The sequence below is a fragment of the Clostridium ragsdalei P11 genome (assembly GCF_001675165.1).
In the GTDB taxonomy this organism is placed as follows: Bacteria; Bacillota; Clostridia; order Clostridiales; family Clostridiaceae; genus Clostridium_B; species Clostridium_B ragsdalei.
The window spans coordinates 25,622-48,366 of the sequence record NZ_LROS01000017.1 but is presented as its reverse complement, the minus strand read 5'-3'; the positions used below and the strand labels follow the sequence as shown (position 1 = coordinate 48,366).

Annotated in this window: 20 protein-coding genes; 8 read left to right on the top strand and 12 right to left on the bottom strand. The window is 29.9% G+C overall.

Annotated features, from left to right (window positions below; genetic code table 11):
- Positions 1 to 75: 75 nt before the first annotated feature.
- The 3 genes from clpA to CLRAG_RS08890 form a co-directional block, all read right to left on the bottom strand.
- Positions 76 to 2,316, bottom strand: coding sequence for an ATP-dependent Clp protease ATP-binding subunit ClpA (clpA, locus tag CLRAG_RS08900; protein WP_065078116.1), 2,241 nt, complete (start codon positions 2,314 to 2,316; stop codon positions 76 to 78).
- A 2-nt stretch (positions 2,317 to 2,318) separates the two neighbouring features.
- The gene (locus CLRAG_RS08895) at positions 2,319 to 2,618 is read right to left on the bottom strand and encodes an ATP-dependent Clp protease adaptor ClpS (RefSeq protein WP_065078115.1); all 300 of its coding nucleotides are present in this window, start codon (positions 2,616 to 2,618) and stop codon (positions 2,319 to 2,321) included.
- 253 nt (positions 2,619 to 2,871) lie between these two features.
- Positions 2,872 to 4,590 (bottom strand): cell wall-binding repeat-containing protein, encoded by a 1,719-nt coding sequence (locus CLRAG_RS08890; RefSeq protein ID WP_065078114.1) that lies wholly within the window; start codon positions 4,588 to 4,590, stop codon positions 2,872 to 2,874.
- Between the two features lie 562 nt (positions 4,591 to 5,152).
- On the opposite strand from CLRAG_RS08890, the gene CLRAG_RS08885 reads away from it, so the two are divergent.
- A complete protein-coding gene (locus CLRAG_RS08885; RefSeq protein WP_065078113.1) occupies positions 5,153 to 5,359 on the top strand; it encodes an alpha/beta-type small acid-soluble spore protein in 207 nt (68 codons plus the stop codon).
- Positions 5,360 to 5,416: 57 nt separating this feature from the next.
- Here CLRAG_RS08885 and CLRAG_RS08880 read toward each other — a convergent pair whose 3' ends face one another.
- Entirely contained in the window at positions 5,417 to 7,411 is a 1,995-nt protein-coding gene (locus tag CLRAG_RS08880) for a methyl-accepting chemotaxis protein (RefSeq protein ID WP_065078112.1), read from the bottom strand.
- A 557-nt stretch (positions 7,412 to 7,968) separates the two neighbouring features.
- On the opposite strand from CLRAG_RS08880, the gene CLRAG_RS08875 reads away from it, so the two are divergent.
- The 4 genes from CLRAG_RS08875 to CLRAG_RS08860 all read left to right on the top strand — a co-directional run bounded on the left by CLRAG_RS08875 (position 7,969) and on the right by CLRAG_RS08860 (position 11,683).
- Positions 7,969 to 9,039 carry a FecCD family ABC transporter permease gene (locus CLRAG_RS08875; protein ID WP_065078111.1) on the top strand — a complete coding sequence of 357 codons (1,071 nt, stop codon included), beginning with the start codon at positions 7,969 to 7,971 and terminating at the stop codon, positions 9,037 to 9,039.
- The gene (locus CLRAG_RS08870) at positions 9,036 to 9,818 is read left to right on the top strand and encodes an ABC transporter ATP-binding protein (protein WP_065078110.1); all 783 of its coding nucleotides are present in this window, start codon (positions 9,036 to 9,038) and stop codon (positions 9,816 to 9,818) included. The genes CLRAG_RS08875 and CLRAG_RS08870 overlap by 4 nt, the downstream gene beginning before the upstream one ends.
- Positions 9,819 to 9,864: 46 nt before the next feature.
- Complete coding sequence (locus CLRAG_RS08865) at positions 9,865 to 10,977, top strand: ABC transporter substrate-binding protein (RefSeq protein ID WP_065078109.1); 1,113 nt, start codon at positions 9,865 to 9,867, stop codon at positions 10,975 to 10,977.
- A 160-nt stretch (positions 10,978 to 11,137) separates the two neighbouring features.
- Positions 11,138 to 11,683, top strand: coding sequence for a flavodoxin family protein (locus CLRAG_RS08860; protein WP_065078108.1), 546 nt, complete (start codon positions 11,138 to 11,140; stop codon positions 11,681 to 11,683).
- A gap of 68 nt (positions 11,684 to 11,751) precedes the next feature.
- Here CLRAG_RS08860 and CLRAG_RS08855 read toward each other — a convergent pair whose 3' ends face one another.
- From CLRAG_RS08855 to CLRAG_RS08825, 8 genes are all read right to left on the bottom strand, one after another.
- The gene (locus CLRAG_RS08855) at positions 11,752 to 12,921 is read right to left on the bottom strand and encodes a CynX/NimT family MFS transporter (RefSeq protein ID WP_065078107.1); all 1,170 of its coding nucleotides are present in this window, start codon (positions 12,919 to 12,921) and stop codon (positions 11,752 to 11,754) included.
- Positions 12,922 to 13,158: 237 nt separating this feature from the next.
- Positions 13,159 to 13,365, bottom strand: a complete 207-nt coding sequence (locus CLRAG_RS08850) for a helix-turn-helix domain-containing protein (RefSeq protein ID WP_065078106.1) — start codon at positions 13,363 to 13,365, stop codon at positions 13,159 to 13,161.
- A 12-nt stretch (positions 13,366 to 13,377) separates the two neighbouring features.
- Positions 13,378 to 13,890 carry a DUF2975 domain-containing protein gene (locus tag CLRAG_RS08845; RefSeq protein WP_065078105.1) on the bottom strand — a complete coding sequence of 171 codons (513 nt, stop codon included), beginning with the start codon at positions 13,888 to 13,890 and terminating at the stop codon, positions 13,378 to 13,380.
- Between the two features lie 69 nt (positions 13,891 to 13,959).
- Positions 13,960 to 14,469, bottom strand: coding sequence for a DUF2975 domain-containing protein (locus tag CLRAG_RS08840; protein ID WP_065078104.1), 510 nt, complete (start codon positions 14,467 to 14,469; stop codon positions 13,960 to 13,962).
- Positions 14,470 to 14,513: 44 nt separating this feature from the next.
- Positions 14,514 to 14,663 carry a hypothetical protein gene (locus tag CLRAG_RS21070; protein ID WP_242872121.1) on the bottom strand — a complete coding sequence of 50 codons (150 nt, stop codon included), beginning with the start codon at positions 14,661 to 14,663 and terminating at the stop codon, positions 14,514 to 14,516.
- Between the two features lie 87 nt (positions 14,664 to 14,750).
- On the bottom strand, positions 14,751 to 15,278 hold the full coding sequence (locus tag CLRAG_RS08835; RefSeq protein WP_242872120.1) for a hypothetical protein: 528 nt from the start codon (positions 15,276 to 15,278) through the stop codon (positions 14,751 to 14,753).
- A gap of 252 nt (positions 15,279 to 15,530) precedes the next feature.
- Positions 15,531 to 16,409 (bottom strand): hypothetical protein, encoded by an 879-nt coding sequence (locus CLRAG_RS08830; protein WP_065078103.1) that lies wholly within the window; start codon positions 16,407 to 16,409, stop codon positions 15,531 to 15,533.
- A complete protein-coding gene (locus tag CLRAG_RS08825) occupies positions 16,406 to 16,924 on the bottom strand; it encodes a helix-turn-helix transcriptional regulator (RefSeq protein WP_065078102.1) in 519 nt (172 codons plus the stop codon). The genes CLRAG_RS08830 and CLRAG_RS08825 overlap by 4 nt, the downstream gene beginning before the upstream one ends.
- 250 nt (positions 16,925 to 17,174) lie before the next feature.
- Here CLRAG_RS08825 and CLRAG_RS08820 point away from each other — a divergent pair, with 250 nt between their 5' ends.
- The 3 genes from CLRAG_RS08820 to CLRAG_RS08810 all read left to right on the top strand — a co-directional run bounded on the left by CLRAG_RS08820 (position 17,175) and on the right by CLRAG_RS08810 (position 22,514).
- Complete coding sequence (locus tag CLRAG_RS08820) at positions 17,175 to 19,073, top strand: sigma-54-dependent Fis family transcriptional regulator (RefSeq protein ID WP_065078101.1); 1,899 nt, start codon at positions 17,175 to 17,177, stop codon at positions 19,071 to 19,073.
- 238 nt (positions 19,074 to 19,311) lie between these two features.
- The gene (locus CLRAG_RS08815; protein ID WP_013239134.1) at positions 19,312 to 20,367 is read left to right on the top strand and encodes an NAD(P)-dependent alcohol dehydrogenase; all 1,056 of its coding nucleotides are present in this window, start codon (positions 19,312 to 19,314) and stop codon (positions 20,365 to 20,367) included.
- A 248-nt stretch (positions 20,368 to 20,615) separates the two neighbouring features.
- Positions 20,616 to 22,514, top strand: a complete 1,899-nt coding sequence (locus CLRAG_RS08810) for a sigma-54-dependent Fis family transcriptional regulator (RefSeq protein ID WP_065078100.1) — start codon at positions 20,616 to 20,618, stop codon at positions 22,512 to 22,514.
- Positions 22,515 to 22,745: the final 231 nt, after the last annotated feature.

Here is a 22,745-nt window from a genome sequence, read left to right as displayed (position 1 = left end):
ACTAATTACAATAATCTTGCTTACTTTTTTCACTTTAACTCATCCTTCCGTCATAGATCCCCTCTAATATTTAACTTATTGTCCTTCTACCTTAATCTTTATGCTGTCATTTTCTATATCTATGACACTAACGGTATCTTTAATTTTATTGTCAAAGAGCACTTTATCTACAAAATAAGGCTTTATTTCCTGCTGTACTATCCTCATGATCTCTCTTGCACCATATTCTAATGACACACCTTTTTGTGCTAACCATTTATAGCAATTATCTGTAACTGTTATCTTTATATTCTTAGTTAAAAGTTGTTTTTCAAATTCACCCATGGCTTTTTGTGCTACACGATATGCCATCTGTTCATTCATTCCATTAAAAAATATTATTTCATCCAATCTATTTCTGAATTCTGGAGAAAATACTCTATTTACCTCCTGGGAAATTGCATCGTCTTTTACAATTCTATTTCCAAACCCCATAAGTGATTTTCCTAAATACCTAGCTCCTGCATTTGAAGTCATTATAAGTATTACATTTTTAAAATCAGTTTTTCTTCCAGTATTATCTGTAAGAGTAGCATAATCCATAAGCTGCAGCATTATATTAAGTACATCTGGATGTGCCTTCTCTATTTCATCTAAAAGCAGCACACAGTAAGGAGTTTTCCTTATAGTGTCTGTTAAAAGTCCACCTTCTTCATATCCTACATATCCTGGCGGCGAGCCAATAAGCCTTGCCACTGTATGCTTTTCCTGATACTCACTCATATCAAACCTTATTAGTGGAACATTTAAAGCATTTGAAAGCTGTTTACTTATTTCCGTTTTTCCTACACCTGTTGGTCCTACAAAAAGGAGGTTTGCCACAGTTTTATTATCTTCGTTAAATCCAGCTCTAGACCTTTTAATTGCCCTTACTACAGCCTTCACAGCTTCATCCTGCCCGAATATCTTTTCTTTAAGAATATTATCTAAATCCTTAAGAACTTTTGTCTCATCCTGTGACAAAGTTCTCTCTGGTATTTTTGCCATAGATGAAATTGTCTTTTCTATGTGTTTTTTTTCAATAACTATTTGTTCTTCATCTTTTCCATGAAGCCTTGCATAGGCACCTGTTTCATCTATTACGTCTATAGCTTTGTCTGGCAAATATCTATCATTTATATATTTTATTGATAAATCTACTGCTGCTTTTAAAGCTTCATCTTCATAAACCACATTGTGAAATTTTTCATACTGCCCTTTTATACCTAAAAGTATATTATAAGTATCTTCTGCAGTAGGCTCCGGTACTTCTATTTTTTGAAATCTTCTGGCAAGAGCTCTATCCTTTTCAAATATCTTTTTGTATTCATCATAAGTAGTAGAACCTATAAATCTAATTCTCCCACTAGTCAAAAAAGGCTTTAAAATATTTGCGGCATCAAGGGACCCACCAGATACAGATCCTGCTCCTATTATAGTGTGTATTTCATCTATATATACTATAGCCTTATCTTCCTTTTCTATTTTCTTCAATATATTTTTTATTCTTTCTTCGAAATCTCCCCTGTACTTAGTACCTGCCAAAATAGAACCCATATCCAAGGAATATATTTTACTGTTTTTTAAATTTTTAGGCACTTTACCATCTGCAATCAGGCTCGCCAGTCCTTCTGTGATAGCTGTCTTTCCAACCCCTGGATCTCCCACATGAATTGGATTATTTTTGGTTCTTCTTGAAAGCACCTGAATTGTTCTACTAAGTATATCATCTCTGCCAATTAAAGGATCTATTTCACCATTTCTTGCCTTTTCAGTAAGTTCTACTGAGAAGTCTTCTATTTGAAAAAATAAGGGCATATCCTGTTCGTCCGATGAGTATATAGCATCATCTTCAATATTATAATTAAACATATTTGCTGGAGTTCCATGAGTTATATAATTTAATATATCTATTCTCTTTATCCCTTGTTTTTTTAGAAAAAAGCTGGCAAAACTCTGCTCTTCGTCATATATTGATATAAAAATATCTCCTAATTTTATTATTTCCTTTTCAGCTGCTAAAACATGTTCGCCTGCAGAAGTTAATATATTTTGCAAGCTTACAGTTTCCAGCGGCTCTTTTTTTTCTGTAATTTCTATATTATCACTAAAATACTGCAGCAAATCATTTTTTATATCCTGTACACTTCCGCCGCATCCTTCTACTATTTCCATTCCCTCTGGGAAAAATAAAGCAGCGTATAATAAATGTTCTGGTGTAAAATATTCATGCTTACAATATTTTGCTTCATTGTAAGCTGCAGTCATAATTTCATTTACTATTCTATCTAGTTTCATAATTATTCCTCTTCCATACTAAATTTTAGTGGAAACCCACTGTTCTCCGCCATCTTTACAGCTTGCATTATTTTGGTAGCAGCAATATCATAAACATATACACCTGCTACTCCTATACCTCTTCTATGTACATCATACATTATTTTGGTAGCTTCTACAGCACTTTTTTCAAATATTTTCATTAAAACTTCAACTACAAATTCCATTGTAGTATAGTCATCATTGTGTACAATGACTTTATACATAGAAGGTGGTTTAATTTTCAATTGAGGATTTTGCTTTAAAACAGTTTTTTGCGTCATTTTAACAACTCCATAGGCGTAAGGCATTTTAAAAAAATAACCAGTCAGTATACTATCCTATTTTTTTCAAATGTCTAAATATATAATATATAAAATCATTTTAACATAATTTAATTTTAAAGTGTACAATAATGAATTGATATTACTGGAAAAGTAGATCACGGAAGCTTCAATTATACACATTTGGAAAGTAATTAATTGCATGCATATAAAAAAACATCCTCATAAAAAGGATGTTTTTACATGCTATTTTTTACTTTACAGGATAATAACTTCCCATATCAATATTCATAAGTTTCAAAGATGAATCCTTGTATTTATAAGATCCTTTTGCCCATCCGATTACATCTGCATGACAGCTTCCTGATATATCTTCATAAACCTTTAATTCATATACTCCATCACCATCTATGTCAGACACTGTAAATCTTGGTCCATGACCTATGTATGGATCTACACTTTCTCCATCCTTTTTAATATTTTGTATGCCTTCATCTCCTGTCAGATCCACAGAACAAGTCTTATCAAGAGATTTTGAATACATTTTAAATGTATCATATCCATCAAGGTTAAAAGAAAGATCACTCTCAGGAAAAGGATTTAAAGAATTTTCAGCACCATATTTTCCAAGTTCAAAAAACTTATTATCTTTTAAAGTTTCTATATCACAAGTTTGTATACTACTATTTCCCCCATTTTCAACTACTGCTGTAATATCTGTGATTCCATCTCCATTTATATCTGCAAGTACGATATCACCTCTTCCAGATGAAAAGTCTTTAATAGTCTTGGAATCAATTACTTTTCCATCTGAAGTATCCTGCACATATAATATTGGACTTAAATCATCACCTTTACAGGCTAATATAACATTCTCAGGTTTTCCATCATTATTTACATCAGCAGTTTTAAAATCAATTATTTTATTCCCTTGAAAATCTCCATCAAGATCTAATTTAATGCCGTTAAAACTATTTTCTATAGAAGAATTTACAGAACCTTGTCCACCCAAAATATACATATTTGTGTATTTTGAATCATCTATATATTTTTTTTGTACATTTGCATTTACTCCATCAGTTAAAATTATAGGTGCATTTAATTTTGAAGCAAGTGCACTACCAGATAAAGCATCTGGAAAATTTTCACCATTAGCTAAAATTACGCTTTTGGAATCCATATTAAAATAGTTAGCTATTTTAATTGAGGTTTCATACCTATTGCTGCCGCTAATTCTAACTAAATCATCACTTTTTATATAAGTCATAGCATTCTTAAGTTGGTCTTCAACCTGACTATCTAATACACCTGTTCCACCAATTATATAGATCTTAGATGGATTTATAGAAGTTATCTTCTGAATTATGCTATCTGGAACAGAATTAGATAAACTCATAAATATAGGATATCCTTTAGAAGCTGCTGCAGTTGATATACTAAGCGCATCTGGAAAATTTAATCCATTTACAAGCACTACAGGAGTACCTTTTGAAGGATTTATTTCATCAACTATGAAATTGTTAGTTTCAAATCTATTTTTTCCTCCAAGTCTTTTTATATTTTTAAAACCTAATTGATTCAAACAGTTTATGACCTGCGGACTTACAGATGCATCTCCTCCTAAAACATATATAGTTCCATCTTTAGATACATGATTTTCTATATAGATTAAAGGATCTTCCTGGGAAGGATCATTAACATCATCCATAAGTAAAATAGGTGCATTTAATTTTTTTGAAAGTACAGAACCTGCAAGAGCATCCGGAAAATCTTTTCCTGATGCCAATATCACATTTTTTACTTCCTTTGAATCAAATTGTCTGCTTATATTTGCAGAGGTTTCATACCTGTTAACACCATATATTCTAGAAATATTGTAATACTTTCCACTGTCTGCAAAAACATTGTGGAAAGATGATGCTATAATGGCACAGGTTAAAGCCATAGTTACTTTGATAAATTTTTTGTCCATAATACTTGTCCCCTTTTGTATAATCTAAGTAAAAATATATGCATTATTTCATCTCCTCATATCTGACAATACATACATAAGTTCTTCTAAAATTTATTATATTATTTACATTTTACTATGAGATTAAATTAGCTGTCAAATAAATGAATAAATTGTTTCACTATATTTACTTACCTAGAATAATTTAAATTATAAATTCATGCTTAATTCAGAAATACAATCATAAGCTTTCTACCTTAAAAATCAAATTATATGCAGGCATATTTTTACAATAATGAAGCTCATTTAAATGTTTTGTATATAAGTCTTAGTAAAAAAATTTCAAAAAATCTAGAACTTTTGAATTGTTTGAGGTACGAGTTTTCAAAAGTTCTCAGTATTTTTTAATTTTTTTGCTTAGCCTTATCAAAATATTTAACCGAGCTGAAGATTGTAAAAAATATCTGAAGTATAAATTGATTTTTTGCTTAGAAACTCTATGAGATACTTTATAATGAACAATTTACTAAGTATATCTTTTCATAAAAGTATAAAACTAATATTGAAATGGAGGTGTTACTTTATGAGTAGAAGACCTTTAGTCCCAGAATCAAAACCAAAACTGGATAAATTAAAAACAAAGTATTCAAACGAATTTGGCATGGAATTTAACGACAGCTATAAGGGAAACAAGACTTCAAAATTAAATGGTCATAATGGCGGACTGGTTGGCGGCTTAATGACTAAAAAAATGGTAGAGGAGTTTGAAAAGAATTTAATAGATAAGTAATTGTAAAAAACAGTTAGTATCCTTAGGGTTACTACTGTTTTTTTACTATCATATTTTTTAAAGTTTAAATTTAGTAACTTCTTTTTTCATATCATTGGTCATATCTGCCAAAGTGTGTGCCGTTGCTGCTACTTCCTCAGTTGATGCATTCATTTCCTCAGACGATGCTGCTATCTCCTCAGATGAAGCTGAAACTTCTTCTGCAACAGAAGATATTTCTTCAATCTTGCCAAGTATAGCAGACTTTTCATTGTCAATATTTGCTGTTAAACCGTTAACTGTATTAATTTTGGAACCCATTTGGGTTATTTCATTAACTATGAGCTTAAATGAATCAATTGTAGTATTTACAATTGAAATTTGTGAATTCAGCTGATTTTTTATTTCCCCTGATGATTTTACCATTATGTTTGAATCATCCGATACACTATTTATTAATGTGCTTATATTCTTTGAAGATTCCGTTGTTTGCTCTGCCAATTCCCTAATTTCTTCCGCAACTACTGAAAAACCTTTACCTGCATCTCCTGCCCTTGCTGCTTCAATTGCTGCATTCAATGCAAGAAGATTGGTCTGCTCTGCTATGCTATTAATTAAACTTGTTATTTCATCTATCTGTTTTATATTTTGACCAAGGGTAGTAGTCTTCGATATAAAATCATTAAAAGAATCACTTAACTTATTCATAGACTGGGCAAGTTGTTCCATTTCAGTATTACTTTTTGCCGACATAGTATTTATACCCTTTGCATTAGAATCAACTTCTTTTATAGAATTAATGATTTCAACTAGTTCGCTTCCAAATTTATTTAGTATATCTGTAATGTTTACTAAATTTTCTGCCTGGGAACTTGCACCCTTTGCCACATCCTGCATTGACGTTGCTATATCACTTGATGAAGATGCTATTTCTTCTGATATGGAAGATAAATTGTCCGCATGGCTGTTAATTTCTGAAGAGTTTGTTCTAATAGTCTTTATCATACTTATAATTGATTCCTGCATCACCTTTATAGCTCTTGCTAAGGTACCAGTTTCATCCTTAAGTTCTAAATATTTAGGACTTATTTCTGAACTCAAATCACCAGAAGATATTACCTCCAAATATTTAATTCCTGCAATAATATTCTTTATAATCTTGCTTGCGAGAATAAATACAAAAGCTAATCCTAAAATTATAAAAACTATAGATGCTGTACTAGTCCATAATCTTAAAGTATTTGTACCACTTAATACTTCGGCTTTTGGTGAAGTAATTCCAATGGACCAATTAGTGCCATTAACAGGTGCATATCCTAAATATTTGATTACGCCACCATAGGTATATTCTCCAACTCCAGCTTCACCGTTCATCATTTTTTTTTGAATATCTGCAAAGGGCTTTAATTTGGCATCTTTTTTAACATCTTCATTAATATTGTCTCCCTTTAAAACCACTTGCTCATTTACGTTGGCAACTACCGTACCTTGCTTATTTATCATAAATGCTTGTCCACTTTTCCCAAAGGTAATATCTTTTGTTATATCATTTAATGTCTTGCCATTCCTTACTGCAGTAATTACACCCACAATTTGATTTCCATTTTTTATAGGTGCAGCATATATTATAACCATAGTATTTTGTGTTTTACTTAAAATAGGATCAGATACGTTTTTTTCGCCTGCCAGAGCCTTTTTAAAGTAATCTCTATTTTTAATATTAGCTGTTTTACCATTAGTATTTATAGCATTTCCATCTTTATCTACAATATTCATTTCAATATGTCCGCTTCTTTTTAATTCTGCATCTAATATAACCTTTTTATTCTCCCATGAATTACTCATATCACTTATCTGTGTTTCGCTAGCTATAGCCTCCAAAGCATTCAACTGACTTTCCACTCTGCTGTGAACAGTTTTTGCAGACTCTTTTGCTATTTGAGGTAGAACTTCATTTACATTGCCAATTAAAGCCTTTGACGAAGTATAATATGAAATTATTCCAAGACCAATACATATAATTGCAAGTAACAATCCCATGGCCAACATTAACTTAGTTTTAATACTTTTCATTTTGCGTCCTCCTTTTTGATAACCTTTACAAGAGTGAGCTATATAATACACTTCTTGTATTAATAATAACATAATTTGATAAATATTTGCACCGTTTCCAGCTTATTTCCTGCATTTAATACTATTTGTCAAATGTAAACAAATTTAGTCAAACAACTAGCATAATATTACTTTGATTAACTATAAAGTTTGATCATGTAAAGCTTATAATATTAAAAATTAGATGAGGATGTGTTCATGGTAATGGTTGTTTCTTAATATAATTGTAAAATTTTCTTCGCTTTTGAAATTATACAGTGCATTAAGTAGTATAAAATAATTAAAATGACATAATTTAATTACTTTATGTTACTTAATGGTACTTTTAATTGAATATCTAACAAAAATGTAATATAATATTAATATTCAAATTTTACGATACATAGTATTAAATAACCATTAAAGGTAAAACAAACCGTTTAGCTTAAAATAAAAATTTACAAGACCATAAAATGTCCAAGCACTTTTATTCTATATTAGTAAAGTAATTAAATTGCAGTTAAAGAGGCGATAATTATATGCTAGAAAAAACTATTTTAGATAATTCACTAGAAAAATCTAAAACAAAATTTGAAAAAAGAAAAACAACCTGTATTATGGTTATTTGTGCTTTTTTACCTATAGCAGCCATTTTAATTTCACTAGTTATTGGAAGATATCCAATACCTTTACCAGAATTCTTCAATTCGGTATTATCAAAAATTTTTCATTTAAATATAGGAAAACCTTCCACTATGGAAACAGTTATTTTTAATGTTAGAATTCCAAGAATTTTATCGGCACTATTGATTGGATCAGGTTTGTCTGTTGCTGGAGCTACCTATCAAGGTTTATTTAGAAATCCTATGGTATCACCAGATATACTTGGTGCTTCTGCTGGTGCTGGATTTGGTGCAGCTTTCGGTATTCTTATGTCATTTAATCCCTTTGGCATACAACTTTCAGCATTTTTATTTGGACTTGCAGCAGTAGCATTAACATATTTAATAAGTGTGATTATAGCAAGAGGCACTAATGGAATATTAATTCTTGTACTTGCTGGTATGGTCATTTCAGCTATGTTTTCATCCCTTATTTCTATAACAAAATATGTGGCTGATCCCTATGAAAAACTTCCAGCTATAACTTTTTATCTTATGGGTGGGTTATCTTCTATCACTATGAAAGATATAAAAATAATATTACCAGCATTTATTATAGGAATCGTACCTTTAATCCTATTTCGATGGAAACTTAATGTTCTTTCCTTTGGAGATGAAGAATCAAAGTCTTTGGGCATTGATGTTTCAAAATTAAGGATAATTATTATCCTTTGTTCAACTTTAATTACAGCTTCAGCTGTATCAATTGGTGGTATGATTGGATGGATAGGACTTGTAATACCTCACGTAGCTAGAATAATTGTAGGGCCCAACTTTAAAAGATTATTACCTGCATCTATATTCATTGGAGGTACATTTCTTTTGTTAGTTGATGATGTGGCACGCTGTGCTTTTTCTGCAGAAATTCCCCTTGGAATTCTCACATCACTAATTGGAGCACCCTTTTTTATCTTTCTTTTAATTAAGGGAAGGAGAGGATGGCAATGAAATTAGAAATAAAAAATGTTAGTTGTGGTTATAGTACAAAAGTTATTGTAAAAAATATATCCATGAGTGTGAGTTCAGGAGAAATATTGTGTCTATTGGGTCCAAATGGTGTAGGTAAAACTACCTTTTTTAAGACTATATTGGGTTTTTTAAAGCTTAAAGATGGGGAAATACTCTTAGATGGAGAAAATATACATAACTGGTCTAGAAAACAATTGGCTAAAAATATTGGATATGTACCTCAGGCTCATACTCCTCCCTTTCCATATAAAGTTTTTGATGTAGTATTAATGGGCAGAACTGCCCACCTTTCAATGTTTTCTTCTCCTACTAAAGAAGATAAAAATATTGCTGAGGAAGCTATAGATTCCTTAAATATATCCTATTTAAAGGATAAAATATACACAGAAATAAGTGGTGGAGAAAGGCAAATGGTTTTGATTGCCAGAGCCCTCGCTCAACAGCCTAAAATGCTTATAATGGATGAACCAACTTCTAATTTGGATTTTGGAAATCAAATAAAAGTATTACAACAGATAAATAAGCTTTCTAAAAGGGGACTAGCAGTTATTATGACTTCACATTATCCTAATCATGCTTTTTTATGTTCCACAAAAGTAGCATTTATGCAAAGAAATAATGTATTTACAGTAGGTAATGCAGATGCAGTTGTAACAGAAGACATGCTAAAAAAAGCATATGGCATCAATGTAAAAATTATTACTACGACTAGCTCAAATAGAGATACGATAAAATCTTGCATACCTATGATTAATTAGTTCAAAATATTTAAATTTTAAAAAAATTATATAAGAAGGTGTAAAAATGTTAAAAAACGTAAAGAGATCAATAGTACTGATTTTTTCCATTTCATTAACTCTTTTAGCTCTAACAGCTTGTGGTCAAAGTTCAACAGGTTCTGATTCAAGTAAAAATACTGAAAAAGATCAGGGAATTGTCATTACAGACACTGCAGGTCAAAAAGTAAAAATACCAAGTAAGATTGATAGAATAGCCGATTCATGGCCAGCTCATAATGAAATGGTAACTATGCTTGGTGCTGGAAATAAAATAGTTGCAAGTATTTCTACTCCTCAAACAGTGCCATGGCTTTTTAAAGTGAATCCACATATGAGTAAAACTGCCACTGCTTTTACCAATACTACAGTAAATACAGAAATGCTTTTAAAAACAAAACCAGATATCATCTTTATGCCAACAGACCCTAAAATGAAAGCAAAATTGAAGGAAGTTGAAATACCTGCTGTTCAACTTAATTATAAAGATTTCGACAGTATGAAAAAAGTAGTAATACTTACAGGTAAAGTCTTAGGTGGAGATTCTATAAAAAAAGCTGAAACTTATAATTCATATCTAGACAAAAAATTAAAAATGGTTACAGATGTAACCTCTAAAATGAATGAAAGTGAAAAGCCAAAAGTATTACATATTATTTCTTTCTCCCCTCTTACAGTTGATGGGCGTAATACTATAATTGATTCATGGATAAAGGCTGCAGGTGGAGTTAATGTTGCTCATTCAGATATAAATGGAAATATGAAATCTGCCTCTATGGAACAAGTTCTTAAATGGAATCCTGATGTTATAATAGTTGGAAGTAATACAACAGACGATAAAAAAAGTGGTATTTCTGAAATAAATAGACTTACTAGTGATCCAGCTTGGAGCCAAATAAATGCTGTTAAAAATAAAAAGGTATATATTAACCCTACTGGTGCATTTTTGTGGGATAGATATGGTGCAGAGGAAGCTCTTCAAATTCAATGGGCAGCTAAAACATTGCATCCCGATAAATTCCAAAATATTGATATAAAACAAGAGACAAAGAATTTTTATAAAACATTTTTTAATTATAACTTAACTGACGATGAAGTTAATAAAATTTTAAATGGAAAATCTCCAAATTATAAAGATTAAAACAAAAGTTTTTTGTAAACTTAGAACTATTTCAATACCGATTTTTCAAATCGATATTGATAGTTCTTTTCTTTTACAATGAAATATTGATATTGTCTTTATTTAGGACTATGATTATGTAATAATAATTATATTATAAAATTGAAAGGAGATATTACATATGAAAAAAGTAATATTGTTAAGCGGAAGTCCAAATCCAGAAGGCAACACTATGCAAGTTCTCAAAGAATGTGCAAAAGTCATAGAACAAAATGGAGTTTCAGCTGAAGTTGTGTCCTTAGCTGGAATGACCTTAAAAGATTCCATGAACCCTCAAGGAGGCTATAATGACGGATTTGATGAAATAATTGAAAAAATAAAAGGTGCTAAGGGACTCATCGTAGCATCACCTGTTTATTGGGGAACTGCAAGAGCAGAACTCATGACAGCACTTCAAAGAATCGCTATGGCATCTATGAAAGGTGGAAATTTCTTATCCAGAATGGTAGGGGGACCTATCGCTGTTGCAAGGCGTGCTGGCCAGACATCATCAATACAGGAAATGCTTATGTTCTATCTCTACAATGACATGATTATACCAGGATCAACATACTGGAATGTAGTCTTCGGACAAAAACCTGGTGAAGCTTTAAAGGATGAAGAAGGAATGCGAACAGTAAAAAGATTTTCTGAAAATATAGCTTATTTGGTAAATAAACTGGATTAGTCATATAGGAAATGAGCATGGATTTTTGTGCAGCAAACACAATCTATGCTCGTTTCTCATTTTTATAACTATATCGTTACATCTTCTCCTGCTTTATTTCCTACAATAAGAAGGCATATTGCCATAATAATTAACCCCATAAGTGGTATATTCCAGGAATGAAATAAATCAAATATACTTCCAAGTATAAAAGGTCCGATAGCTGCTAGGGTATAACCTAATGATTGTGCCATTCCTGATAATTTTGCTGCCTCCCCTGCCCCGCTGCTTCTAAGTCCAATAAATGACATTGCAAGGCTAATGCAGCCTCCTGAACATAATCCGCATAAAAGAACAGAAGCTACAATAATCATAGTACTATTTGCAATCAAGAACATGAATATACTAACTGCATAAATGCAGGAAATGATACCTGTTACTAGCTTCTGATTTTTCCTTCTTACTGCTAGTAAAGGAACAACAAAGGATGCTGGAATCGCAATTATTTGATAAGCTGAAGCATAATATCCCCCAGTCTCAACATTAATTCCTTTTGCCTGTAAAATCGTAGGAAGCCAGGCTACAAAACAATAATACAAAAATGATTGTATTCCCATATACAGAGCAACATACCAGGCAATAGATGACTTGTACACATTTTTCTTAAGACTATCATTTGTCAATTGATTTTTACCTTTCAATTGTAAATTCCACTGAAAAAGCCAGATTAGCATAGTAACAATTACAAGTACAAGCCAAATTGCCAACGCATTTTTCCAACCTAACCCTACATCTTCTGAAAGTGGTACACTAATTCCAGAAGATATACCTGCAAAAATAGACATTGAGGTGGTAAAAATACCTGTTATCATTCCAATCTTTAAGGGAAACTCAGATTTTATAATACTTGGAATCATTACATTACCCACTGCTATTCCTATACCAATAATGGCTGTTCCAATAAATAAACCTGCTGTTCCTGCAAAAGAACGAATCATAATTCCAGCTGCCAAAAAAATTAGCGCATAGAACATAAGGTGTCCTGAACCATATTCTTGACTTAGCTTACTTACAAAAGGTGATACAACAGCAAATGCAATCAAAGGAATGGTTGTAATAATTCCTGATGAACTTGCAGAAAGATTTAACTGTGTTTTTATTATACTGATAAGTGAACCAACTCCAGTAATAGGTGATCGCAGATTAAATGCCATAAATATAATTGCAATAATTAATAAAGTTTTATTTTTTCCATTCATTTTAAAATTCTCCTTATCGTATTTTTAACTGTAAAATACAATAAATCTATTTGTCTGCAATAAGAGCCTGAATAATTTGGAAATTAAATACAGGCAAGAATGGCATAAAAATCATTTTAAAATTCCTTCCTCCTGCTCTAATTTACTCATTTATATAGTAAAACTTTTTAATGATTTTCCATATATTATATTAGCATTTTACACCTTATTATTAAATAGTTTTATAAGAGTATTAAATTATTTTTTTTTATATTCTAATAAATCTGCAGGTTGACAGCTGAGTTCACGACAAATTGCCTCAAGTGTTGAAAATCTTATTGCCTTTGCTTTGTTATTCTTGAGTATTGACAAATTGGCATTAGTAATTCCTACCCTATTTGCAAGTTCTGAAAGGGAAATTTTGTTTTTTGCCATCACTACATCTAAGTTAACTATAATTGCCATAATTTATCCCACCTAAATAGTTAAGTCATTTTCATTTTTTACTTTTATTGCTTTTTTTAAAAGTTCAGCAATAGCAACAAAAGTACATGACAACATTATAAATGCAAAGATATCAAACTTTAAATTACCATACTTATCAAACACAAATATTATTTTCAAATTTCCATTAATTTTATCATTTATCATATTTGCAATACCTAACAATAAAGTATAAACCCCTACTCTATTAAAACTCTTTACATTGTGGATAATAAAAACTTTATTATCCATAATTCTGCCAACCATATTTTTTAGCTCATATATTATTAATACAGCTATTATACAGTTTATTTCAGCAAAAGCAATAACCTTTGTAGTAACACCCAAGGTATTCCAAATTAAAAGTCCTGGTATTCCAATTAACCCCAAAACTCCAATTACTAATAAAAAATTAAGAAGTAAATATAAAAAAGTCAGAACTCCATTGTTCTCTTTATAAATTGAATCTAAAGAATTGTATTTAATAATACTTTTTTCATTGTCCATATTTATCCATCTCCCTGCTTTAATTTACTCATTTTTATAGAAAAATTTTATTTTTTACCATCACTACATCTAAATAGTTAAGTCATTTTCATTTTTTATTTTTACTGCCTTCCTCAGCACTTCTGAGATAACAAAAGAAACACATGCCACTATTATAAATATAAAAACATCTATGTCAAGATTACCATCATTATCAAATCTAAATAATGTTCCATAATGTCCATTTACTATATAATTTATTTGACGTACAACACCAAATAAAAAAACATAGATTCCTATCTTTACAAATCCATCAGCATTTTCATATAAAAATACTTTATCTTTTTTAATTCTTCCAACTATATTTTTTAACTCAACAATTATAGATAAAATCAGGATCAAATTTATCTCTAAAAAAGAAGTATGTTTTATTGAAATATGAGCTAAATTTTTTAAATACTCTGGTAATGCCATAAGTAAAGGAACGGTAAAAACTGCAAGCATACCCATTATAGCAAAAATATTAAGAGTTACCATTAAAAAATTTACTATAAATTTATCAACACGTTTCATGTTAAAATCTACCTTATTATTAAACATAATATCTTTTCCTCCAATTATCATATCTTTCTTAAATACACAGTCTATTCTTCTCCTGTCTGTTCAATTACTTTTACTTCTCTATTAAGCTCTTGAATTACTATAGAAGCTTGTTTTTTGAAAGTATCTGTCTTGTATACAGTACCTATACAACTTTTTTCATAATTAATTCTCTTTTTAATATAAAAAGTCATTCCCTTTGGATACACCAGTTTCTTATTGTGAACTTTAAGCAGTTTAATTTTTGCAGTTTCTGGAAAAAATGCCTTTTTATACCTCGCTTATTCAAGCTTCGGCTCTTCAAGTGTTACATGTGCATTACCCATCAATATCAACACTTTTTTATGGGAAGGAATTTCTTTTAGTATATTCTTATTTATGTATTCATCTCTTGTAGCATTAGTTGAGTTTAGAACATTTTTACCAGAATCTGACCACCAATCTACACCTTTTACTACAATACCAAGCTTATTTGCTGTTAAATGAGAATAAAGCATCTCACCTGGTCCATCTGCAAAATTACCATTTTTTAATTGTTCAGGTCTACTTTCAATCAAAAGTAAATCTGGTCTTAAATTTTCAATAACTGATTTTAAATTTAAGTAGGAATAAGGTGTTGAATCTAACGTCATGTTGTGATACGTTCCTAAAAAATAAATCTTTTCACTACCTTTTACATATTCTCTAAAATAGAAATCTCTTGAGAAAAAACACATAACATACTCTGGTATAAATATAAATACTACAAGTACTATACAAATTACAGCTAATACACAGTTTCTAAATATTTTGATATACTTTCTCCCCATTATCCATACTCTCCCCCTTGTATAAATTTTATATTTTATTGTATTATATATTAATTTTTATTAAAATACAATATTTTTTTATTGTTTTTCGATATAAAATTATTGTAGCTTAATATATGCTTAATTGTAGCATTATGACAAAATAGATGAAAATTATAAGGGAATAGAAAAATTTGATGGGCAAAAATAATAAACCATATGGTGGAACTAATATCCATCATATGTTCTTAGTTAGTAACCAAAATAAAAAATTTATGAATTCAATTGGTTTATTGCCAATTTATTTTTTAAAATAATTACTGATATAACTCCAAATGTAAACATAGAAGTCGATAATTCAAAAGAATGTCCTATTCGAACTGATACTGGCATATAAGAATTGGGAAATATTAATGCAGACGTTATTAATATGCTAAAAATTAATCCTGTTGCTATATAAGTCAGCCAATCTTCAATATCTAATGAATAAATTATTATACCAGCTAAGATAGACCATAAAAATCCTCTAAATAACTGAAATAAAATTATCATCGGATCTTGGCTTGACATATGTGTGAAAAAACTCATGATATGTGTACTCCCAGTATAATAATATCTCAAATCGGCAAATTGCCATGCAACAAAATATCCAAATACAAAATAAATGATAACATAAGCAACGGATAAGAGTATCATATTTGGAATTGAACTTATAATGGTGGTTTTTATTTTAAGATTACTATATTGGGAATTTGTTTCTCCTTTAAATTTTCCAAGAATTAAAACTGCCAACAACGAAAATACAAATATGTATAGGGCACCTGAAGTAACATTTCTTATTAATTCTTCTAAAGGCATTTTTACAGCACTATTGAAATACAAAGTTTCTATTTGAGTCATAAAATATTGTGTTCCCCAAAAAATGATAAAACTAACTGCTACAAGCTTATAACTTCTCAATTTGGATTTAACAATAAACAAGGTTAATATTATTGTATTTAGAATACAATAAATTAATACTGGTATAACTGTATTCTCTGTAGACTCAGGACCATGTTTAACTCCAATAAGTATAGACGAAACTGCCATACTTATAAACATTATTGTAATTAACAAAATTACTTTTAGTGATAAAATTATAACTTTTTTCATAATAGACCCATCCTCTCTTTATAAATATTTAACCATTGAATATCTACTTCAAAATGCATAATTGAAGCTTCCAAAAGTATATCCATAAATTTATTTCTTTTTGTCTTATTAATATTTTTTATCTTATTAAATTCATTTAGTTGCTTTTCTATGATATCTATTTGTTTATCTATGTACTTTTTTGCATCCTCATTTTGGATCTGTGTAAGAAACATCATTTTTAAATAAAATTCATCCTTGGTTTGTCTCATCACGACTGGTTCTGATAACCACTTATATAGCTCATTTTTGCCTTTATCTGCAATTGTATAAACAAATTTATCTGGTCTATTTTTTTGAGATATTTCCTGCTTCACTATTTCATTTTCATTTTCCATCTTTTTTAATAAAGTATAAAGTTGACCAATGTTTATGGACCAAATACAACTTACCGATTTTTCAAATTCCTTTTTTATTTCATAGCCATACATTGGCCTTTCATTAAGTAAACCTAATATAGCATGTTTTGTTGACATTAATAGTACCTCCTAAAAAATAAAATTATATATTAGTAGTATAATATATTATATGTAATATATTATGCTGCTAATATATTATATGTCAATAAAAATATTGGAAATTTTAATTAATATCTACTGTGAATAAATTAACATTTACGCCCAAGTTATGATAAAATTATATATTATAATTTCAAAATAAATATAACTATAAATTAATACACTAGTATAAAGTTATTTATGATATACAAAGGAAGGTAATCTAATAATGTTTAAATCATCTACTCATAATGAACTAGTTAGTAGGTCTCTTAATAGGTGCATTAAATATCATATGGAAAAAGGTATCCCAAAGCCTAAACGAAATCTTAACCGTAAAGAATTGGACAACTTAATAAAAGAAAACAGCTATATTATAGAAATAGCAAGACCATTTATGGAAATACTTTATGATTTTCTAAATGGATCAGGTTTTTCATTATATCTTACAGACAAAAATGGAATTGTATTAACTATTATAGGTGACAAAGATATATTAATAGAGCAAGCAAAAGCTGGAATTGTAGAAGGTGCTGATATGAGTGAAAAAAGTGCTGGTACAAATGCAATAGGAACTGCTCTTTTTGAAAATTTGTCAGTTCAAGTTTCGGGCAAAGAACACTTTATAAATATTTTTCAGATTTGTACCTGCTCTGCATCTGTCATACATAACGAGCAAGGAAATATAATCGGATGTCTAAATCTAACTGGGAAACGTCAATTGGCTCATCCACATACATTGGGTCTCGTTGTAGCAGCAGTAAAATCCATTGAAAATCACTTAAAATTAAATAAATCTCAAAATGAATTATTTAAAGCCTATCAATACTTAAACAAAATCATGAATTCCATAGATTTTGGAATCTTAGCTGTAGATAACAATGGAATCATTAAAGCTATAAATAACAGTGCATGTAATATGCTTTATATAAACCAAAAAGATATTATAGATAAAAATGCATATAAAGTTTTATATAATTGGCAATATATACTTAATGAACTTAAATCAGGAAACTCATATGAAGATAAAGAAATTTTATATTCGGATAAAAGAAGAAGATTTAATTTAAATGTATATCCTATAAGGGATAAAAGTAATACCGTAACTGGTATGGTAGTTACATTTAAAGATATACAAAATGTATACAACTTGGTTAACAAATACACAAGTGGATCTGCTACTTACACATTTGATGATATAATTGGCAGCAGTGAAAAAATGATAAATTTAAAAAAACAGTTAAAAAGTATATCTAACAGTCCTTCCACTGTACTAATTCAAGGCGAAAGCGGTACAGGGAAAGAACTTATTGCCCAGTCCATCCACAATGACAGCAGCAGAAAAAACAACAGTTTTATAGCAATAAATTGCGGTGCCATACCCAAAAATTTAATAGAAAGTGAATTATTTGGATATGAAGATGGATCATTCACAGGTGCAAAACATGGAGGGCGTGCAGGAAAATTTGAACTTGCAAATGGTGGTACTTTATTTTTAGATGAAATTGGGGAAATGCCTTTAGATATGCAAGTAAATCTTTTAAGAGTTCTTCAGGAAAACTGTATCACAAGAATAGGCGGGAACAGATGTGTAAAAATAGATATAAGAATCATTGCCGCTACTAATAAAAATTTGAGGGAAGAAATACATAAAGGAACTTTTCGTGAAGATTTATACTATAGACTAAATGTAATACCTATATATGTACCTCCACTGCGGGAAAGAGATATGGATATTAAAATACTGATAAACTATTTTTTAAAGATAAAAGCTTTTAAACTTAAAAAAAACATTCCAATAGTAAGACCTGATATATATCAAAAGCTCTTAAATTATAATTGGCCCGGAAATGTGAGAGAATTAGAAAATTGTATTGAAAATATCGTAAATATGAATGGAAATACATCTTTCAACTTCGAAAATAGTATTTCAGCAAATAAGCAAACTAATCCTTGTACTACAAAATTTAAATATGATATATGTTCATTAAAGGAGTTGGAAAAAGAAGCAATAATAAATTGTATGAATAATTGTAATGGTAACATTGCAAAAGCTTCTAAAATTCTAGGGATAAATAGAAGTACTTTGTATACAAAGATAAAAAAATATCAAATTAATTTTTCTTAAAGTGTATGTAAACACAACTTTGTCGTAAAAAGCAACATTATTTTCTTAAAAAATGTTGGTTTTTACAGCATTTTTTAATTATCTATATTAACCTTATAAAGCCTCCGCCCCCTAAATTCAACATTTTCATGATAAAAACTATACTGGCACAACATTTGCTTATATATTTAAATAGATATTTAAATATGCCATTTTATTTACTAAAATTTTTAAATTTAATTTATTAGGAGGTTCTATTATGAAAGGTTTTGCAATGTTAGGTATTAACAAGTTAGGATGGATTGAAAAGAAAAACCCAGTACCAGGTCCTTATGATGCGATTGTACATCCTCTAGCTGTATCCCCATGTACATCAGATATACATACGGTTTTTGAAGGAGCACTTGGTAATAGGGAAAATATGATTTTAGGTCACGAAGCTGTAGGTGAAATAGCTGAAGTTGGCAGTGAAGTTAAAGATTTTAAAGTTGGCGATAGAGTTATCGTACCATGCACAACACCTGACTGGAGATCCTTAGAAGTCCAAGCTGGTTTTCAACAGCATTCAAACGGTATGCTTGCAGGATGGAAGTTTTCCAATTTTAAAGACGGTGTATTTGCAGATTACTTTCATGTAAACGATGCAGATATGAATCTTGCAATACTTCCAGATGAAATACCTTTAGAAAGTGCAGTTATGATGACAGACATGATGACTACTGGTTTTCATGGGGCAGAACTTGCTGACATAAAAATGGGTTCCAGTGTTGTCGTAATTGGTATAGGAGCTGTTGGATTAATGGGAATAGCCGGTTCCAAACTTCGAGGAGCAGGTAGAATTATCGGTGTTGGAAGCAGACCCGTTTGTGTTGAAACAGCTAAATTTTATGGAGCAACTGATATTGTAAATTATAAAAATGGTGATATAGTTGAACAAATAATGGACTTAACTCATGGTAAAGGTGTAGACCGTGTAATCATGGCAGGCGGTGGTGCTGAAACACTAGCACAAGCAGTAACTATGGTTAAACCTGGCGGCGTAATTTCTAACATCAACTACCATGGAAGCGGTGATACTTTGCCAATACCTCGTGTTCAATGGGGCTGCGGCATGGCTCACAAAACTATAAGAGGAGGGTTATGTCCCGGCGGACGTCTTAGAATGGAAATGCTAAGAGACCTTGTTCTATATAAACGTGTTGATTTGAGCAAACTTGTTACTCATGTATTTGATGGTGCAGAAAATATTGAAAAGGCCCTTTTGCTTATGAAAAATAAGCCAAAAGATTTAATTAAATCAGTAGTTACATTCTAAAAATTCATATAAAAAAACTGTTGCATTAACAAAATGCGGCAGTTTTTACTTAAAACATCGGACAAGAGACTTCCTTTCTTATAGATACAAAAAATAATCAATCCGATTCATAATTAATATTTACTATGAGTAAGTCAACATATACACCTAAATTATGATAAAATTATATATTATAATTTTAAAATAAATATAATTATAATAATAACCTAAGATAAAGCTATTTATATAAAAAGGAAGGTAATCTAATAATGTTTAAACCATTTACTCATAGTGAAATAGTCAGTAGATCTCTTAATAGATGCATTAAATACCATATAGAAAAAGGTATACCAAGACCTAAACGAACACTTAGTCGCAAAGAATTGGACAACTTAATAAAAGAAAACAACGATATTATAAAAATAGCAAAACCATTTATGGAAATACTTTATGATTTTTTAAGTGGATCAGGTTTCTCATTATATCTCACAGACAAAAATGGAATTGTATTAACTATCATAGGTGACAAAGATATTGTAATGGAGCAAGCAAAGGCTGGAATAGCAGAAGGTGTTGATTTGAGTGAAAAAAGTGCAGGTACAAATGCAGCAGGAACTGCTCTTTTTGAAAATTTGTCAGTTCAACTTTCAGGCAAAGAACATTTTATAAATACTTTTCAGATTTATACCTGCTCTGCATCTGTCATACATAACGAACAGGGAGATATAATCGGATGTTTAACTTTAACTGGAAAACGTCAATTGGCTCATCCCCATACATTGGGTCTTGTTGTATCAGCAGTAAAGTCCATTGAAAATCACTTAAAATTAAATAAGTCTCAAAATGAATTATTTAAAGCATACCAATACTTAAATAAAATCATGAATTCCATGGATTTTGGAATTTTTGCTGTAGATAATAGCGGAATAGTCAAGGCTATAAATAACAGTGCTTGTAGTCTCCTCGACATAAACCAAAAAGATATTATAGATAAAAATGTTCATAAAGTTTTACATATATGGCAGTATATACTTGATGAACTCAAATCAGGAAATGTGTATGCAGATAAGGAAATTTTATATTCGGATGAGAAGAAAAGGTTTAATTTAAATGTATATCCTATAAAAGACAAAAGTAATATTGTAACTGGTATGGTAGTTATATTTAAAGACATACAAAATGTATATAACTTGGTTAACAAATATACAAGTGGATCTGCTGCTTACACATTTGATGATATAATTGGTAACAGCGAAAAAATGATAAATTTAAAAGAACAGTTAAAAAATATATCTAACAGTCCTTCTACTGTATTAATTCAAGGTGAAAGTGGTACAGGAAAAGAACTTATTGCACAATCAATTCACAATGACAGTAATAGAAAAAACAAAAGTTTTATAGCAATAAACTGCGGTGCCATACCAAAGAATCTAATAGAAAGTGAATTGTTCGGATATGAAGATGGATCATTTACAGGTGCAAAACGTGGAGGACGTGCAGGAAAATTTGAACTTGCAAATGGTGGTACTTTATTTTTAGATGAAATTGGAGAAATGCCTTTAGATATGCAAGTAAATCTCTTAAGGGTTCTCCAAGAAAACTGCATTACGAGAATAGGTGGAAATAAATGCATCAAAATAGATGTAAGAATTATAGCGGCTACCAACAAAAATTTAAGAGAAAAGATAAAAAAAGGAACTTTTCGCGAAGACCTATACTACAGGCTAAATGTAATACCTATATATGTACCACCACTGCGGGAAAGAGATATGGATATTAAAGTACTAATAGATTATTTTTTAAAAATAAAAGCTTTTAAACTTAAAAAATCCATTCCAATAGTAAGACCTGATATATATCAAAAGCTTTTAAACCATAATTGGCCTGGAAATGTTAGAGAATTAGAAAATTGTATTGAGAACATTGTAAATATGAATGGAAATACATCTTTTGACTTTCAAAATAATCTTTCAGTAAATAAGCAAACTAGTCCTTGTACTACAAACCTTAAGTATGATATGTGCTCATTAGAAGAATGGGAAAAAAAAGCAATAATAAATTGTATAAATAATTGTAATCATAATATGTCAAAAGCTTCTAAAATTTTAGGAATAAATAGAAGTACTTTGTACACAAAGATAAAAAAATATCAAATTAATTTTTCTTAAAGTGTATATAAAAACAACACTGTTGTAAAAAGCAACAGTATTTTAAGGAAAATTGTTGCTTTTTGCAACAGTATTTTAAAAGATAACTAAACTCTATAAAATATCCATCTAGATTCAATCTTTTCATGATAAAAAATATACTGGCACAATACTTGCTTATATATTTAATTAAATATAAACCAAAAAATTTAATTACCCCAATAGTTAAATTCTAAAAAAGTAATATAACTT

Bases quoted from the DNA above. Each gene is read 5' to 3' on its own strand.
- clpA (WP_065078116.1), bottom strand. From the start codon at position 2,316: ATGAAACTAGATAGAATAGTAAATGAAATTATGACTGCAGCTTACAAT.
- CLRAG_RS08895 (WP_065078115.1), bottom strand. From the start codon at position 2,618: ATGACGCAAAAAACTGTTTTAAAGCAAAATCCTCAATTGAAAATTAAA.
- CLRAG_RS08890 (WP_065078114.1), bottom strand. From the start codon at position 4,590: ATGGACAAAAAATTTATCAAAGTAACTATGGCTTTAACCTGTGCCATT.
- CLRAG_RS08885 (WP_065078113.1), top strand. From the start codon at position 5,153: ATGAGTAGAAGACCTTTAGTCCCAGAATCAAAACCAAAACTGGATAAA.
- CLRAG_RS08880 (WP_065078112.1), bottom strand. From the start codon at position 7,411: ATGAAAAGTATTAAAACTAAGTTAATGTTGGCCATGGGATTGTTACTT.
- CLRAG_RS08875 (WP_065078111.1), top strand. From the start codon at position 7,969: ATGCTAGAAAAAACTATTTTAGATAATTCACTAGAAAAATCTAAAACA.
- CLRAG_RS08870 (WP_065078110.1), top strand. From the start codon at position 9,036: ATGAAATTAGAAATAAAAAATGTTAGTTGTGGTTATAGTACAAAAGTT.
- CLRAG_RS08865 (WP_065078109.1), top strand. From the start codon at position 9,865: ATGTTAAAAAACGTAAAGAGATCAATAGTACTGATTTTTTCCATTTCA.
- CLRAG_RS08860 (WP_065078108.1), top strand. From the start codon at position 11,138: ATGAAAAAAGTAATATTGTTAAGCGGAAGTCCAAATCCAGAAGGCAAC.
- CLRAG_RS08855 (WP_065078107.1), bottom strand. From the start codon at position 12,921: ATGAATGGAAAAAATAAAACTTTATTAATTATTGCAATTATATTTATG.
- CLRAG_RS08850 (WP_065078106.1), bottom strand. From the start codon at position 13,365: ATGGCAATTATAGTTAACTTAGATGTAGTGATGGCAAAAAACAAAATT.
- CLRAG_RS08845 (WP_065078105.1), bottom strand. From the start codon at position 13,890: ATGGACAATGAAAAAAGTATTATTAAATACAATTCTTTAGATTCAATT.
- CLRAG_RS08840 (WP_065078104.1), bottom strand. From the start codon at position 14,469: ATGTTTAATAATAAGGTAGATTTTAACATGAAACGTGTTGATAAATTT.
- CLRAG_RS21070 (WP_242872121.1), bottom strand. From the start codon at position 14,663: ATGACTTTTTATATTAAAAAGAGAATTAATTATGAAAAAAGTTGTATA.
- CLRAG_RS08835 (WP_242872120.1), bottom strand. From the start codon at position 15,278: ATGGGGAGAAAGTATATCAAAATATTTAGAAACTGTGTATTAGCTGTA.
- CLRAG_RS08830 (WP_065078103.1), bottom strand. From the start codon at position 16,409: ATGAAAAAAGTTATAATTTTATCACTAAAAGTAATTTTGTTAATTACA.
- CLRAG_RS08825 (WP_065078102.1), bottom strand. From the start codon at position 16,924: ATGTCAACAAAACATGCTATATTAGGTTTACTTAATGAAAGGCCAATG.
- CLRAG_RS08820 (WP_065078101.1), top strand. From the start codon at position 17,175: ATGTTTAAATCATCTACTCATAATGAACTAGTTAGTAGGTCTCTTAAT.
- CLRAG_RS08815 (WP_013239134.1), top strand. From the start codon at position 19,312: ATGAAAGGTTTTGCAATGTTAGGTATTAACAAGTTAGGATGGATTGAA.
- CLRAG_RS08810 (WP_065078100.1), top strand. From the start codon at position 20,616: ATGTTTAAACCATTTACTCATAGTGAAATAGTCAGTAGATCTCTTAAT.